General features: G+C 72.0%; 13 protein-coding genes. 7 read left to right on the top strand and 6 right to left on the bottom strand.

The annotated features are described in order from the left end of the window. The first annotated feature begins 165 nt into the window (after window positions 1-165). A complete protein-coding gene (locus ACZ4LX_RS19085; RefSeq protein ID WP_467645870.1) occupies window positions 166-1,059 on the top strand; it encodes an alpha/beta fold hydrolase in 894 nt (297 codons plus the stop codon). 21 nt (window positions 1,060-1,080) lie between these two features. Here the strand turns inward: ACZ4LX_RS19085 and ACZ4LX_RS19090 are convergent, their stop codons facing one another. The 3 genes from ACZ4LX_RS19090 to ACZ4LX_RS19100 are packed head-to-tail and all read right to left on the bottom strand — an operon-like array spanning window position 1,081 to window position 4,286. Further along, entirely contained in the window at window positions 1,081-2,760 is a 1,680-nt protein-coding gene (locus tag ACZ4LX_RS19090; RefSeq protein WP_467645875.1) for a transporter, read from the bottom strand. Then, window positions 2,757-3,590: an ABC transporter ATP-binding protein gene (locus tag ACZ4LX_RS19095; protein ID WP_467646175.1), complete on the bottom strand. Its 834-nt coding sequence runs from the start codon at window positions 3,588-3,590 to the stop codon at window positions 2,757-2,759. The genes ACZ4LX_RS19090 and ACZ4LX_RS19095 overlap by 4 nt, the downstream gene beginning before the upstream one ends. Window positions 3,591-3,629: 39 nt before the next feature. Continuing rightward, window positions 3,630-4,286 (bottom strand): bifunctional DNA primase/polymerase, encoded by a 657-nt coding sequence (locus tag ACZ4LX_RS19100; RefSeq protein WP_467646178.1) that lies wholly within the window; start codon window positions 4,284-4,286, stop codon window positions 3,630-3,632. Between the two features lie 310 nt (window positions 4,287-4,596). On the opposite strand from ACZ4LX_RS19100, the gene ACZ4LX_RS19105 reads away from it, so the two are divergent. Together ACZ4LX_RS19105 and ACZ4LX_RS19110 are read left to right on the top strand one after the other, a co-directional pair. Then, window positions 4,597-5,979: a transcriptional regulator gene (locus tag ACZ4LX_RS19105; protein ID WP_467645880.1), complete on the top strand. Its 1,383-nt coding sequence runs from the start codon at window positions 4,597-4,599 to the stop codon at window positions 5,977-5,979. 254 nt (window positions 5,980-6,233) lie between these two features. Continuing rightward, complete coding sequence (locus ACZ4LX_RS19110; RefSeq protein ID WP_467646181.1) at window positions 6,234-7,763, top strand: hypothetical protein; 1,530 nt, start codon at window positions 6,234-6,236, stop codon at window positions 7,761-7,763. 43 nt (window positions 7,764-7,806) lie between these two features. Here the strand turns inward: ACZ4LX_RS19110 and ACZ4LX_RS19115 are convergent, their stop codons facing one another. Beyond that, window positions 7,807-9,087 carry an ABC transporter substrate-binding protein gene (locus ACZ4LX_RS19115; protein ID WP_467645884.1) on the bottom strand — a complete coding sequence of 427 codons (1,281 nt, stop codon included), beginning with the start codon at window positions 9,085-9,087 and terminating at the stop codon, window positions 7,807-7,809. Between the two features lie 174 nt (window positions 9,088-9,261). Between ACZ4LX_RS19115 and ACZ4LX_RS19120 the strand changes: the two genes are divergently transcribed. Further along, window positions 9,262-9,708, top strand: a complete 447-nt coding sequence (locus ACZ4LX_RS19120) for an SCO4402 family protein (protein ID WP_266786353.1) — start codon at window positions 9,262-9,264, stop codon at window positions 9,706-9,708. A 28-nt stretch (window positions 9,709-9,736) separates the two neighbouring features. Then, entirely contained in the window at window positions 9,737-10,615 is an 879-nt protein-coding gene (purU, locus tag ACZ4LX_RS19125) for a formyltetrahydrofolate deformylase (RefSeq protein WP_467645888.1), read from the top strand. 10 nt (window positions 10,616-10,625) lie between these two features. Here the strand turns inward: purU and ACZ4LX_RS19130 are convergent, their stop codons facing one another. Next, on the bottom strand, window positions 10,626-11,972 hold the full coding sequence (locus tag ACZ4LX_RS19130) for a zf-HC2 domain-containing protein (protein WP_467646185.1): 1,347 nt from the start codon (window positions 11,970-11,972) through the stop codon (window positions 10,626-10,628). Between the two features lie 8 nt (window positions 11,973-11,980). After that, entirely contained in the window at window positions 11,981-12,595 is a 615-nt protein-coding gene (locus ACZ4LX_RS19135; protein ID WP_467645893.1) for an RNA polymerase sigma factor, read from the bottom strand. A gap of 313 nt (window positions 12,596-12,908) precedes the next feature. Here ACZ4LX_RS19135 and ACZ4LX_RS19140 point away from each other — a divergent pair, with 313 nt between their 5' ends. Next, on the top strand, window positions 12,909-13,283 hold the full coding sequence (locus ACZ4LX_RS19140) for an STAS domain-containing protein (protein ID WP_467645896.1): 375 nt from the start codon (window positions 12,909-12,911) through the stop codon (window positions 13,281-13,283). A 103-nt stretch (window positions 13,284-13,386) separates the two neighbouring features. Further along, window positions 13,387-13,908 (top strand): EF-hand domain-containing protein, encoded by a 522-nt coding sequence (locus tag ACZ4LX_RS19145; protein WP_467645899.1) that lies wholly within the window; start codon window positions 13,387-13,389, stop codon window positions 13,906-13,908. The last annotated feature ends 358 nt before the right edge of the window (window positions 13,909-14,266 follow it).

A 14,266-nucleotide genomic window follows, 5' to 3' on the forward strand; every position in this document is an offset into this window, starting at 1 on the left:
GCCTCCCGCAGAAGATCTCCCCTCCGTGGCCGACGTCAATCCTGGGAGACGGTCACTCGAACGAGCGGTGTTCTGTGCCGGAGCCCAGTTTTCGAATAAAGGTTCGATAGTCTGGCCGGCGCGACCACATGGTGATCAAGGGACCAGAAGGGGGTGCCAGAAACGATGGTGCGACGCATCGATGTGACCGGAACCGACGGCATAAGCCTCGCGGCCTGGGAGTTCGCCGACCCGCCCAAGGGGCGCGCGGAAGCCGACCGGGCCGGGGGAGTCCTACTCCTCCACGGACTGATGGGCCGGGCCTCGCACTGGGCCTCGACCACCCGCTGGCTCGCCGAGCGGCACCGGGCGGTCGGCCTCGACCAGCGTGGACACGGTCGCAGCGACAAGCCGGCCGAGGGGCCGTACACCCGCGAGGCGTACGTCGCCGACGCCGAGGCCGCGATCGAGCAGCTCGGCCTCGCCCCGGTCACCCTCATCGGGCATTCGATGGGAGCGCTCACCGCCTGGCAGCTCGCCGCGAAGCGCCCCGACCTCGTCCGCGCCCTGGTCATCTGCGACATGCGGCCCTCCGCGCGTGGCGTGGCCTCGCAGCGGGAGTGGGAGGACTGGTTCGACTCCTGGCCGGTTCCGTTCGCCACCCTGTCCGACGTACGGAAGTGGTTCGGCGAGGACGACCCCTGGGTGGAGCGCCCCAACCCGTCCCGTGGCGAGTTCTTCGCCGAGGTGATGGCGGAGCGCGCCGACGGATGGCGGCCCGTCTTCTCCCGCCGCCAGATGCTCACCTCTCGCGCCACCTGGGTCTACGACGCGCACTGGGAGGAGCTGGCGCAGGTCAGGTGCCCCACTCTGGTGCTCCGCGGTCTGGACGGCGAGCTGGGCCGGGCGGAGGCCCAGGAGATGGTCCGGGTGCTGCCGCGCGGGCAGTACGCGGAGGTGGCCGACGCCGGCCATCTCGTCCACTACGACCGGCCCGAGGGCTGGCGCGCCGCGGTCGAACCCTTTCTGGAGCAGCTTGCCGAGGATGCCCAGGACGACCGGGAACCGGTGGCCCCGTAGAGCACCGGAGCGGCCCGCCCGTCACCCCTTGCTGACCGCCGAAAGGATCTCGGGCAGGCGGTCCGCCGTGCGGGGCGCCGCGACCCGCAGCCCGGCCCAGGCGATCAGCGCCCCGTACACCGCACCCACCGGCACCAGGAGCCACAACAGGCCCTCCGCGTCGGCGAGATGCATCCAGACCGTCAGACCGATCACGGGGGCGCACAGCAGCGCCGCCGAGACCATGCCGCCGAAGATGGAGATCCAGGCGAGCCCGGCCTGTCCGGGCGCCACGTTCTTGAACGCACCGTCCTGCGGGATCGAGTACGGGAAGTTCGCCGAGGCCACCGCACCCGTCGCCAGCATCGCGCCCAGCAGCGCGAGCGACAGCCCCATGACCCCCGGCAGCACCTCCCACTCCCCGAGCACCGCGGCGGTCAGGACCGTGACCACGACTGTGTACGGGAGGGTGATCAACAGCAGGGCCAGTGCCCGCGCCCGCAGTTCGAGGTACGCGTCACGGGTCGAGGAGATCGTCAGCGCCACCATCCAGAACGCCGAGGTGTCCTGACCGAACTGGTTGTACATCTGGATGCCGAGCATCCCGGCGCCGAAGCACGCGAAGTAGACCGACCCGGTGCCCTGCAAGGCGTTGAGCAGCGGCACGATCAGCCCGATCGCCAGCGCCGTCACCCAGGCGGCCTTGGTCTTCGGGTCCCGCGCGACGTACCGCAGACTGCGCTGTGCCACCGTGGCCGTGCGGCCCTCGGGGAACAGCGCCCACAGACCGGAGCCCTTCCGGACGGACTTCCTTCCGGCAGTCCCGGCAGTCCCGGCTTTCCCGGCAGGTTCGGCGGCGGAGAGCGTCGAGCCGTCCGGAGCCGTCATCAGCTTCTCCAGGCTGCGCCGCCACACCACCACCAGCAGGACCAGCGCGGCCGCCGCCAGCAGCAGTTGCACGGCGGCCCGTCCGTACGCCCCCTGGGACGCGGAGTCCACGGAACCGATCGCCGAGGCGGGCGGCAGCCAGCGCACCACGTCCGCCGCCGGGTCGAGCGCGGAGAGGCCGCCGGCCCGGCCGAGTCGCTGCACGCCGAAGTTGACACCCTGGATCCCGACCGCGATCACCAGCCCGCTGAGCACCGCCAGATCACGGCCCTTGCGGGAGGTCAGCAGCCGGGTGTTGGCCGTGGCGACGGCCCGTGCCAGCGCGACGCAGATCAGCAGGGTCAGCGGGGCCGCCAGAACGGCGAACACCACCGCCACCGGCCCGTGCGCCGTCGCGATCACCGAACCGGCCGCCAGACAGAGCGTGAACAGCGGACCGATGCCGACCAGCGAGGAGACCAGGAGCGCGGCGGTCAGGGGCCGGGGCCGCAACGGCAGCATCACCAGACGGCTCGGGTCGAGGGTCTCGTCACCGGCGGCGAAGAAGAGCGGCATCACGGCCCAGCCGGCCGCCAGCACCGCGGCCAGCAGCACGACGGGGGAGCCCACGTGGGCGTGGCCGCGCAGCGCGATCAGACCGGCCAGCTGGCCGAGGGCGACGAGCAGGGTGGCGACGACGGAGGCGATGTACACGGCCCGGCGGCCGGCCGACTGCCGCAGCCCGTTGCGGAGCAGGGCGAGCTTGAGGCGTACGAGGACGGGGACCAGTTCCCTGGCACCGGCCGGGCGGTACGCCGGGGTTCCGGAGGCGGCCGGGGCGTCGAGCACGCTCATCGGGCACCGCCGAGCCAGTCCAGGGCCGTACCGTGGTCGCGGTCGCCCGCTCCGACGAGTTCCAGGAAGGCGCTCTGCAGCGAGGGCGCGTCGCCGCGGACCCGGTCGAGCGTGCCCTGGGCGCGGATGGTGCCCGCCGCCATGACGGCCACCCAGTCGCAGAGCGATTCGACGAGCTCCATCACATGGCTGGAGAAGACGACGGTCGCCCCCGAGCCGGTGTAGCGCTCCAGGACTCCTCGGATGGTCTGGGCCGACACGGGGTCGACGCCCTCGAACGGTTCGTCGAGGAAGAGCACTTCGGGGTTGTGCAGCAGGGCGGCGGCGAGCCCGATCTTCTTGCGCATGCCCGTCGAGTAGTCGATGACGAGCTTGTGCTGGGCACCCGCCAGGTCGAGGACGTCCAGCAGCTGGGTGGCCCTGCTGTCGACCTCGTCACCGGGGACGCCGCGCAACCGGCCCGTGTAGGCGAGGAGTTCACGCCCCGAAAGACGCTCGAAGAGCCGCAGGCCCTCGGGCAGGACGCCGATGCGGGACTTCACCTCGACCGGGTCGCGCCAGACGTCGTGGCCGCTGATCTCGATCCGCCCCAGGTCGGGGCGGAGCAGGCCGGTGACCATGGACAGGGTGGTGGTCTTCCCGGCGCCGTTGGGGCCCACCAGTCCGATGAACTTGCCCGCGGGCAGCACCAGGTCGATTCCGGCGACCGCGGTGTGGCTGCCGAAACGTTTCCAGAGGCCTTCCACGCGTACCGCGGGCGGTGTCGCCCTCGGTACGCCGGAATCGACGGTCCGGTCGGCGTCGTGGGTGTCTGCGGTCCGGTCCGGCATCATGAGCGCCCTTCGAAGTCCCCTTGCTTGGGGGCAACCCTACGAAAGGCGTCCCCGCGCGTCGGCGGCTTCGCGCCCGCAGGCGTAGGCGAGGGGGCTGATGAGCTCCTCCACCTCGGGCAGCCAGCGGTTGGTGGTGGAGGGGTTGCGGGCCCACTGCACGGCTCCGGCGCCGCCGACGCGGGTCGGCGGGGCGACGACGTAATGGCCCTCGCCGATCCCGCGCAGCCCGATCGTCGGGGCGTCCCAGCCGACCCTGCGGACCAGGGCATCGGCCTTGACCGCGGCGCCCGGCAGGACGAAGAACTGCATCCGGCGGTCGGGGGTGCGGGTGACCGGTCCGAGCGGCAGGCTCATCCGTTCCATCCGGGCCAGCGCCAGGAACCCGGCCGACTCCGGTACGTCGATCGCGTCGAAGGAGTGGCCGGTGGGCAGCAGGATCGAGGAGTTGGGCTGCTGCGACCACATCCGGCGGGCCGCGGCGCCGCTGCCGGTGGCCCGGTCCGCCCAGTCGGCCCGGGTCGGGTGGGCGCCGGGCACCGCGCAGCGGGTCTCGCCGCACGAGCACCGTTCCGCGCCGCCGGCCGGCTCCAGCCAGGTGCCTGGGCACACGTCCCAGTGCCGCTCCTCCGCGTACCGCACTGCCGCGGCGAGCAGTTGCTCGGCTCGCTGCTTGGGGATCTGCGCGGCTTCCATGACTCCGATGGGCTCTTCCACGCTGAGCACAACTCCCGCCGTCACCTGGGGTTACGGGCGGGGCTGTGGTCCATCACTCCCGCATACGGGGCGCATTGATGCATGTGCGGGGGCGCGCGGGAGGGGCTGTGGCGGAGTGGGGTACCCAGGTACCGGAGATCCGGCACAGTTCGGTCGGCATCCTAGGGTGCGTGCCGGGATGAAAGGTCGAAGACGCGTCAAATGTGACCAACACGATGAATCGGCGAATTTCTCAGACATGTGCCGGGCAGTGATCCGTCAATGATCACTGCGGCCTCAGGGGAGAAACATGGCAGCCAGGCCTCTAGTCGCACGCCAGCCGAACGAACGGCTCCAGACGCTCATCCAGGAAGCCGGATGCTCCAACGCGGGCCTCGCCCGCCGCGTCAACATGGTCGGGGCCGAGCGTGGGCTCGACCTCCGTTACGACAAGACCTCCGTGGCCCGCTGGCTGCGCGGACAGCAGCCGCGTGGCAGGGCGCCGGGCATCATCGCCGAGGCGCTCGGCCGCAAGCTCGGCCGTACGGTCACGATCGACGAGATCGGGATGGCCAACGGCAAGAACCTCGCCTCGGGCGTCGGCCTGCAGTTCGCGCCTACGGTGATCGGGGCGATCGAGCAGGTCTGCGAGCTGTGGCGCAGCGACGTCGGCCGCCGCGACTTCCTGTCCGGCTCCGCGGTCGCGTCTTCGGCGCTGGTCGAGCCCAGCAGGGACTGGCTGATCACCGGTGCGGACCCGCAGGTCGCCCGGGTGGCCGGGGCCAAGGTCGGGATGTCGGATGTGGAGGCGGTGCGGGCGACGACCGCTGCGCTGGTCGACCTGGACCACCGGTTCGGCAGCGGCCATGTGCGGCCCGTCCTGGTGCACTACCTGAACAGCGTGGTCTCCGGGCTGCTCTCGGGGGCGTACCGCGAGTCGACCGGGCGGCAGCTGTTCGGGGCGGTCGCGCGGCTCACCGAGCTCGCCGGGTACATGGCGATCGACACCGGTCAGCCGGGCCTCGCCCAGCGTTACTACATCCAGGCGCTGCGTCTCGCGCAGGCGGCGGGCGACCGCGCCTACGGGGGTTATGTGCTGGCCGCCTCGATGAGCCATCTCGCGGCCCAGCTCGGCAATCCGAGGGAGATCGCCCAACTGGCCCGTGCGGCACAGGAAGGGGCGCGCGGAAAGGTCACCCCGAGGGCCGAGGCGATGTTCTACGCGGCGGAGGCGCGCGGCCACGCACTGCTCGGGGACGCCCGTACCACACAGGCGGTGGCGGGCCGGGCGCTGACGGCGCTGGAGCGGGCCGACCCGGAGAGCGGTGACGATCCCGACTGGATCACGCACTTCGACCACGCCTATCTGGCCGACGAGCTGGCGCACTGCCACCGGGACCTCGGCCAGGCCGAGGCGGCCGCGCGCCGGGCGAAGGAGGCCCTGGGCGGCCTTCCGGAGTCCCGGGCCCGCCGCCGGGGCATCGGTCTGGCCCTGCTGGCCGCGGCACAGGTGCAGCTGCGCGACGTGGAGCAGGCCTGCCACACCGGGACGCGGGCCATGGAACTGCTGGGCACGGTGCGCTCCAGCCGGGGCGTGGAGTATCTGGACGATCTGCAGCAGCGTCTGCTGCCGTACGGGGACGAGCCCGCGGTGCGGGAGTTCGGCGCGCGCCTGGAGCTCCAGGCGGCATGACGGGAGGACGTACGGGACGACGTATCGGCGGGCGTCGGCGCAGGGCCCCCGTATAACTGCGTCCCGGGACAGCTGAGTGTTACAGCCCGTGTGAAGGGGTGGTGAGTCACCCCACGCGCTTGGCGAACGGCGGGGACCACCCGATAGCGTGAGCCGACGATTCCATAGGTTCACACGTAGGAGTCCCGGTGACACAGAGCGGACAGGGTGACGAGCAGCAGCTCCCTGCTGTACGACCCGCGCACGAGGGTGTCGTGCTGCCCGCGGGCGGCGGAGAGCCCTGGACACCGGGGGGACCGGCGGACCAGGCCGCCCCGGCGGGCGGCCGGCCGTGGGGGCAGCCGTGGGGGCCGCAGGCACCCCAGCAGGACCCCGCGCACCAGGGGCAGCCGCAGGGCCAGGGCGCGTACGGGCAGGACCAGCGGGGCGGGTACGGGCAGCAGCAGGGACAGCCGTACGGGCAGCAGGCGCAGCACGGGCAGTACGGCCAGGGGCAGCAGCCCCCGGCTCAGGATCCGAGGTACGGCGCGGCCCCGCAGGCCCAGCCGCAGCTGCCCGCTCAGCAGCCGCCCGCCCCTCAGCCGCATCAGCAGCCCCAGCAGTCGCCGTACGCCCAGCCGTTGCCGCCCGAGGCGGTGCCCGGCGGGTCCGGTGATGTGGACGCCACGCAGTACATCGCGCCGATTCCGGGCGGACCCGGGCCGGGCACATCCGGGCCGGGCGGCCTGCCGCCGGAGAGCCCCGCGGAGTCCACGCAGTTCCTGGGCCGCGCCCAGCACCAGGGGTACCAGCAGCCCGGCGATCACACCGCTCCGCCGCCCGCGCAGGGCGGTCAGGACGCCGACGCGACCCAGTACATACCCCCCGTGCCGGGCGGTGCCCCGTACGGCATCCGTCCCGGAGCGCCCGGTGAGCGGCAGCCGCCCGCCGAGTTCGACAACCTCTTCCGCAACGACGAAACCGCGGGCGCCACACAGCAGATGCCCCGGTTCGACCCCTCGCAGCACCAGCAGCAGCCGCATCAGCCGTACGCGCCGCAGGGCGGGCAGCAGCCGTACCAGGGCGGGCAGCCCCCGCAGGCGTACCAGCAGGCGCCCCCGTACACCGGCCCCGAGGACGGGCTGCCGCGCGACGGGCAGGACGGGCGGCGCAAGAGGTCCGCGCATGTCCCGCTGATCGCCGCGGTCGTCGTCGGCTGTGCCGTGATCGGACTCGGTGCCGGCGCCCTGATGAGCGGTGGCGACGACAAGAGTCAGGACGCCAAGGAGCCCGTGGCGTCGGCGAGTTCGCCCGCCGCCCGGCCCTCGTCCGAGGAGCCGGTGGCCGACCCGGCGAAGCCGCAGGCCGAGGCGCTCGACAAGCTGCTCGCCGACAGCAACAACAGCCGGGCCGCGGTGATCGGCGCGGTGGAGAAGACCAAGACCTGCACCGACCTGGACAAGGCCGTGGCCGACCTCAAGGGCGCCGCCCAGCAGCGTCGCGATCTGGTGACCCGGCTCAAGGGCCTCTCGGTCGACAAGCTGCCGGACCACGCCCAGTTGACCGCGTCGCTCACCAAGGCCTGGCAGGCGTCCGCCTCGGCGGACGACCACTACGCAGCCTGGGCGCAGCAGGCCAAGAGCAAGAAGGTGTGCAAGCACGGCAAGGCCCGTACGACGTCCCAGACGCAGCAGGCCAACGTCCAGAGCGGCGAGGCGACCAAGGCCAAGCGGCAGGCGGCCAAGCTGTGGAACGCCATCGCCGCCAAGTACGGCCTGACGAAGCACGAGTCCACCGCACTCTGAGCGCGGGGGACGCCAGGAGACCCCGGGTTCCGGCGCCGGGGTCTCAGCCGGTCGCGCTGGCGTCGGACAGGGTCCGCGTCACATCCACGAAGCCCTTCCTGTCGGCGACCAGCCGGCCGTCGCGCACGACCTGGAACGTCACCTTGCCGTTCACGATGCGCGGGTACGAGGACGAGCCGATCATGTCCTCGTAGCGCCAGCGCAGTGGGGGAGTGAGGCCGCCGGTGCTCACCCGGGTGCCCCGGCCGAGGGCCCGGGTGACCTTCCGGGACGTGATCTCCGCCTCGTCCAGCGACTCGACGACCGACTTCAGGACGGTGTAGGCGATCCAGGTCGTCTGCACTCCGGTGTCGTCGGGGTCGACGCGGTTGTCGCTGAAGGCGTACTCGCCGATCACCTGCCGCATCCGGTTCCAGCGGGCGTCGCCGGGGGCCGGGTACCACCCGGTGACGTACGCACCCTCGAACGGGCTCTCGCGGCCTCCGGTGCGGTCGATGAGCGGCTGTCCGATGCTGCCGAGCACCGAGGAGATCCGCACCGGTCCGCCGGCCGGCTCCAGCCGTCTGAAGGAGTCGAAGAACGTCTCCGTGCGGTCACCGAGCACGGCCGTCACACAGCCGTCGCCGGTGCCCGCACCCGCCAGTGCCCGCCCGGCCGCCTCGTCGTACGAAGTGGCCTCCTCGGCGGCCCGGACGTCGACCGGTGCCGGCCGGTCGCTCTCGGCCAGACCGGTGCTCAGGAGCCACGCCTGACTGTCGCCGCCCAGCGTGTCCGGACGCACCAGGGAGACCTTGCCGCAGGCGGCGGCCAGCTGCTTCGCGTTGCCCGCCAGGAGCGCGGACTGGCCGCCGGTGACCGGGTAGGACATATAGCTCCGGAACTCCTCCTCGGAGGCGCCGTAACCGCCGATGTACGGGATCCCGGCGACTTCGAGCGGCGCCATGAACGCCCGTCCGTGCCGGCTGTAGGAGCCGAGGACCGCGACGGCCTTCTCCTTGACGGCCCGGCGGGCGCAGTCACCCGCGCCGACCGAGGTGTCCTGCTCGTCGCAGGTGATCACCCGCAGCCTGTGTCCGTCGATCCCGCCCTCGCTGTTGATCCAGCGGGCGTACGTCTGCGCCATGGCGGTCATGCCCGCCATGTTGGCCGCGTCGGGCGCCGAGGCGCCGCCGGGCGCCCAGGTCATGACGGTGACGGGCTCCCTGGAGCCCCCCGATGCCCCAGGGAGTGCGCCACAGCCGGTCATCAGCAGAGCCCCTGCCGCCACCGCACCGGTGAGCGACCTGAGGGGGCGGGGGGAGGTGGGGTGCTGCCGTCCGGTCATGAGCACAGACCATTGCCGTCTCCGGGTAACGCCGCAGTGTGCCCCGTACAACGCTCGGTGACCGCCAGGTGAATTGCGGGGGCCCGTGGGGGGAGCCGGAAAGGGAACGTACGATCGACAACCGTGCAGCAAGGTTCCGAGAACTCTTCCCGTCGCGGCCGTCGCTCCTCCACCATGGGCGGCATGCCGCTCAATGACATTCCTTGGTGGCGCTGGCGCAGCAACGTGCGCTCGGCGCTGCACATGCTCTCCGACCCCGTCTTCCACCACGAGTGCTGGCTGGCCGGCCGGGAGGGGTACGGCGACGTCACCGACGCCGTGTACCGCCTGGTCGAGGACACCTGGCTGGACAACTGGTCCGCCGAGAAATACGTCGGAACGGTCTTCCGGGACTCCGGCGAGGCCGCCCTCGTCGATGTCGCCGTGCTGCGGGTGCTGCGCATCATGCACCAGGTCGGCGCGGACGCCCCCGTCTCCGCCTATCTGGAGCACCACGGCTGGCCGGAGGCCGTCCGGGCCGCCCGCGAGGCCCATGTGCTGCTTGCCACGAACGACGGCGAGGACCCCGATGTGCCGCCCCGCTCGCTGGACGTGCTCCGCATCATGACCAGGACGGCCTGAAACCGGGGCGGTGTGGCACCCTACGAGGATGACCGCGCCGCAGCCTGCCGATTCCGCCCCCGAGCAGTACGTCCTCACGCTCTCGTGCCCCGACAAACAGGGCATCGTGCACGCCGTGTCGAGCTATCTCTTCATGACCGGCTGCAACATCGAGGACAGCCAGCAGTTCGGGGACCACGACACGGGTCTGTTCTTCATGCGCGTCCACTTCTCGGCGGACAGCCCGGTGACGCTCGACAAGCTGCGGGCGAGCTTCGCGGCGATCGGCGACTCCTTCCGGATGGACTGGCAGATCCACCGTTCCTCGGACCGGATGCGCGTCGTGCTGATGGTCAGCAAGTTCGGCCACTGCCTCAACGACCTGCTGTTCCGGTCCCGGATCGGGGCTCTGCCGGTCGAGATCGCGGCGGTCGTCTCCAACCACACCGACTTCGCCGAGCTGGTCGCCTCGTACGACGTTCCCTTCCGGCACATCCCCGTGACCAAGGAGAACAAGGCGGACGCCGAGGCGCGGCTGCTGGAGCTCGTCCGCGAGGAGAACGTGGAGCTGGTCGTCCTGGCCCGCTACATGCAGGTCCTCTCGGACGATCTGTGCAAGCAGCTCAGCGGCCGGATCATCAACATCCACCACTCGTTCCTGCCGAGCTTCAAGGGCGCCAAGCCGTACCACCAGGCACACGCCCGCGGTGTGAAGCTGATCGGTGCGACGGCGCACTACGTCACGGCCGACCTCGACGAGGGCCCGATCATCGAGCAGGAGGTCGAGCGGGTGGGCCACGGTGTGACGCCCGATCAGCTGGTCGCCATCGGGCGCGATGTGGAGTGCCAGGCGCTGGCCCGCGCGGTGAAGTGGCACGCGGAGCGGCGCATCCTGCTCAACGGCCGCCGCACGGTGATCTTCGCGTAGTCCCGGCGGTCTAGAGCCTGCTGAGGGAGGCCGCCGCGAACAGCACGTCCTGGATCGCTTCGCGGTCCCCGCGCTGCCCGGCCGCCGCCTCCACGGGCGGCACATGCCCCGCCACCAGCTGGCAGAACTCCTCCCCGTCCAGTGCGACCTGCGCCACCGTGTGGTCGGGTGAGCCGAGGGCGGCGGGGGAGTCCAGCGCGATGTACCAGTCGCCACCGCCGGAACCCTCGACCTCCAGATGGAGCGAGCGGCCGGGCGACCCGGCCGTCACCAGCCGGCGGGCCGGACCCGCGAGACCCGCCCGGCGCCGCACGGCCAGCGCGCCCGGCAGGAGCCGGGCCGACAGGTCGATCATCCGGTGCAGATGGGCGGCGGAGGGCGGCTCGTACGGGTAGTCCACCGCGTCCGCGATGTCACCGGCGTGCACCCAGCACTCGAACGCCCGGTCCAGCATGGCGTCCTGCAACGGCAGAGCGAAGTCGCCGTACGTGACGGAGAGGTCCGAGACGGAGCGCCCCGCGAAGGACACGGTGCGGATGAGGGTGTGGCTCTGGTCGCGCCACGGTTCGCGAATGCCGCGGGTCAGCGGACGCCGGGCGGCCGACCAGTACGTCTCGGTGCGCGCGGCGGGCGTGAGCGACAGCCCGGAGCCCCGGCGCGGGGTGCCGGGGATGCTCGCGGCGAGCGGGTCGTCGAGGCCGAGGGCGGCGCTGATCAGCCCGTCGACGGTCAGCAGATGACCGATGACACCGGCGACCGTCGTCTTGCGGTTCACCCCGCGTTCGTCCTCGAACCACTTCAGCCGCACCGGGGCGTGCCACTCCGAGTCGCCGATGTCGCGCAGCAGCGCGTCGAGCCTGGCCGTCTCGGCGTCGTACGGGGCCGCCCACACCGGAATCGGGATCCTGGCAGGCCGGCGGTTCAGGCAGTTCTCCAGCACCCGGGACCGGAGCATCGGATCCAGATCCAGACTGCGGTCGGTGTGCAGCAGACCGACCGCGTCGCGCAGACGCAGGGCCTCGTCCGCGCAGGGAGCGCACTCCGTGAGGTGCGCCTCGACGGCCTCGGTCTCCTCGGCCGAGCACGCGGTCAGCGCCCAGGCTCCGAGGAGAGCCTTCAGGACGCGGTGCGGGAGCACCGGGGCGGGCGGATCGTCGTCGGGCTGCGCCTGTTCCGGCACTGGTTCCTCGGGTACGGGTGCGGGCCGCGCCTGTTCCGGCACGGGCTCCTCGGGTACGGGGGCGGGCGGCGGGACGAACCGGATCGGGGTGAGGTCGTCCGCGGCGGCCCGTGGGCCCGGTATGCGTCTGGCGTCCCGAGCCACGTCGTCACGCCCCTCTCCCTCGCGGCCGTCCATGTCATCGGTCACTGCGGCCGCCCGTATCCGGACGGGGAGCTCTCCGGGGGCCGGGTGTGCGCGGTGGACAGCAGTTGCAGTCCCAGCCGCAGCCGGCGGCGCGCCTCGTCCTCGGTGACCCCGAGGTCGGCCGCGGTCTGCCGGTAGTCGCGGCGCTGGATGTACGCGAGCTCCAGCGCGGCCCGCAGCGGTGCGGGCATCGACGCGACGATGTAGTCGGCGCGGGCGGCGGCGGTGGCCATGCGCACCCGTTCCTCCAGGTCGGCCGGGCCGGCCCCGGAGCCCTCGCCCGTCCCGGGGCCGCAGCCGTTCCCGTCGTCCGCCTGCCGGGCTGCGATGGCTGCCCCGCGCAGCCGCTGAACCGACGCGCGGTGGGTGAGCCGGGCGACCCAGGACCGCATCGAACCCTGCTTGGGGTCGTACGCGTCGGGGTTCTCCCACACGTAACCGAAGACCTCCCGGGTGACGAGGTCGGCGGCGCTCTCGTCGTCGAGCATCCGGTTGGCCTGGCTGTGCACGAGAGAGGCGAACCGGTCGTACAGCTCGCCGAGTGCGGCCGCCTCACCGCGTGCCAGACGCTGCTGCATACTGCGGTCCCAGCGGGGTAGTGCGTTTTTGGCCATGAGACCCCCTGCCCTGTGCCGTCAGGGCCTCTCGCCCTGTCCCCCTCGTCACACCGAATGTAGTCGGCAAGGCATACCGGGCACGCCCGTTTACGGCAAGTACGTCCCCGCGAGCGCCCTGGATGGTAGGGAATGCGGCACCCGGCAGCGACGGAACCGGACGGGAAGTGATCATTTCTGCCCGAAACCGTTCTGGGCCTTCTTCCGGGATGCGGTGTTTCATGGGGAGTACGCCGGGGCAGCCGCGAGGAGGAACGCAAACTTCCGGATCATGGGAACCCCCTGGAGTCCCCGGAACGAGAGGCCCAGTCACGTGACACTGAAAGTGGCCGAGACCGAGCAGGGCGTGTGGACCGTTCTGCACATGAGCGGAGAACTGGACCTGGTGACCTCACCGGTCGTCCGCCAGTCCGTCCACGACGCGGTCGCCGTGGGCTGCCACAACGTCGTGCTCGACCTCTCCGAGGTCTTCTTCTGCGACTCCAGCGGTGTGGGCGTGCTCATCGCCTCCCGCCGCCTCATGCGCTCCTGCGGCGGCCGGCTGCGGCTGATCCTGCCCGCCCGGGGCGCCGAGGAGGGCTCCCACGTCAACCGGGTGCTCGCCGCACTGGGTGTACGCCGCCTGTTCGAGGTCTACCCGGACTGGGACGCCGCCGTCGACGAGGAAGCCCAGCCGCTCTCGGCCTGAACGGCCCCGCCACGTCCCCGTGGCGGAGACTTAATACCGGGTTGTCACACCGGTGACGCGCGTAAGTGACACGTGACGCCTGCGGGCGTCGTACGCTCCCCGCATGGACAGCGCAGAGTATGAGCGCAAGATCGCCTTCCGCTTCGCCGCCTTCGACCAGGACGGCAACGGACACATCGATCGCGCGGATTTCAACGCCGCCGCGGCCCGTCTGCTCACCGAGTTCGGTACGACGGCCCGCTGCGACAAGGGCCAGGCGCTCTACAGCGGAGCCGAGGCGTTCTGGCAGGGCATGGCGGGTATCGCCGACGTGGACGGGGACCAGCGCGTCACCCGTGAGGAGTTCGTGGGCGGCGCGGTGAAACGGCTCCGCGACAGCCCCGAGCGCTTCGCGGAGATCGCCCGCCCCTTCCTGCGGGCGGCGATCGCGGTCGCCGACCAGGACGACGACGGCGCGGCGTCGGTCCCGGCGTTCGAGCGGGCCCTGCGCGTCCTGGGCGCGAGCCCGGACGCGGCGGCGTTCGCCGCGCAGAGCCTGGACGCGGACCGCGACGGGCGGATCGCGGAGGCGGAGGCGGTGGCGGCGCTGGCCGGATACTTCACGGTGATCGAACCCGACGCGTAGCCCTTGGGCGGGCGGCAACGGTGTTCCTGGCGTCGGGGCCCCGTCTGTTGCCCCGGTCCGGGCTGGGGGTTCCGTCCTCAATCGCCGGACGGGCTTGGTGCGGGTGCTCCGCGGGGTGCGCGGTTGCCCGGTGGGTGGGGGTGGGGTCCCTCCGGGGCGTCTCCTCAGAAATGGCGTGTGCACCCGGGAACGCGGGAGTACCCGGGTCGTACGCCATTTCCTGCGGGGACTCCCCTGCACGCCCCCACCCAGCCCGGTCGCGCGTCTGCACCCCGGTGGGACGACCCCGCAGACAGAAGGACACCGGCCCTCCGGCTGGTCGCAGACGCATGGCGGGCGGGTTCGGGGCCGTGCAGGG

Source organism: Streptomyces sp. NPDC026062 (assembly GCF_055568375.1).

Coding starts and splice junctions, on each gene's coding strand:
- ACZ4LX_RS19135 (WP_467645893.1), bottom strand. CDS start 12,595: ATGGCCAAAAACGCACTACCCCGCTGGGACCGCAGTATGCAGCAGCGT.
- ACZ4LX_RS19115 (WP_467645884.1), bottom strand. CDS start 9,087: ATGACCGGACGGCAGCACCCCACCTCCCCCCGCCCCCTCAGGTCGCTC.
- ACZ4LX_RS19120 (WP_266786353.1), top strand. CDS start 9,262: ATGGGCGGCATGCCGCTCAATGACATTCCTTGGTGGCGCTGGCGCAGC.
- ACZ4LX_RS19130 (WP_467646185.1), bottom strand. CDS start 11,972: ATGGACGGCCGCGAGGGAGAGGGGCGTGACGACGTGGCTCGGGACGCC.
- ACZ4LX_RS19145 (WP_467645899.1), top strand. CDS start 13,387: ATGGACAGCGCAGAGTATGAGCGCAAGATCGCCTTCCGCTTCGCCGCC.
- ACZ4LX_RS19090 (WP_467645875.1), bottom strand. CDS start 2,760: ATGAGCGTGCTCGACGCCCCGGCCGCCTCCGGAACCCCGGCGTACCGC.
- ACZ4LX_RS19095 (WP_467646175.1), bottom strand. CDS start 3,590: ATGCCGGACCGGACCGCAGACACCCACGACGCCGACCGGACCGTCGAT.
- ACZ4LX_RS19085 (WP_467645870.1), top strand. CDS start 166: ATGGTGCGACGCATCGATGTGACCGGAACCGACGGCATAAGCCTCGCG.
- purU (WP_467645888.1), top strand. CDS start 9,737: ATGACCGCGCCGCAGCCTGCCGATTCCGCCCCCGAGCAGTACGTCCTC.
- ACZ4LX_RS19100 (WP_467646178.1), bottom strand. CDS start 4,286: ATGGAAGCCGCGCAGATCCCCAAGCAGCGAGCCGAGCAACTGCTCGCC.
- ACZ4LX_RS19105 (WP_467645880.1), top strand. CDS start 4,597: ATGGCAGCCAGGCCTCTAGTCGCACGCCAGCCGAACGAACGGCTCCAG.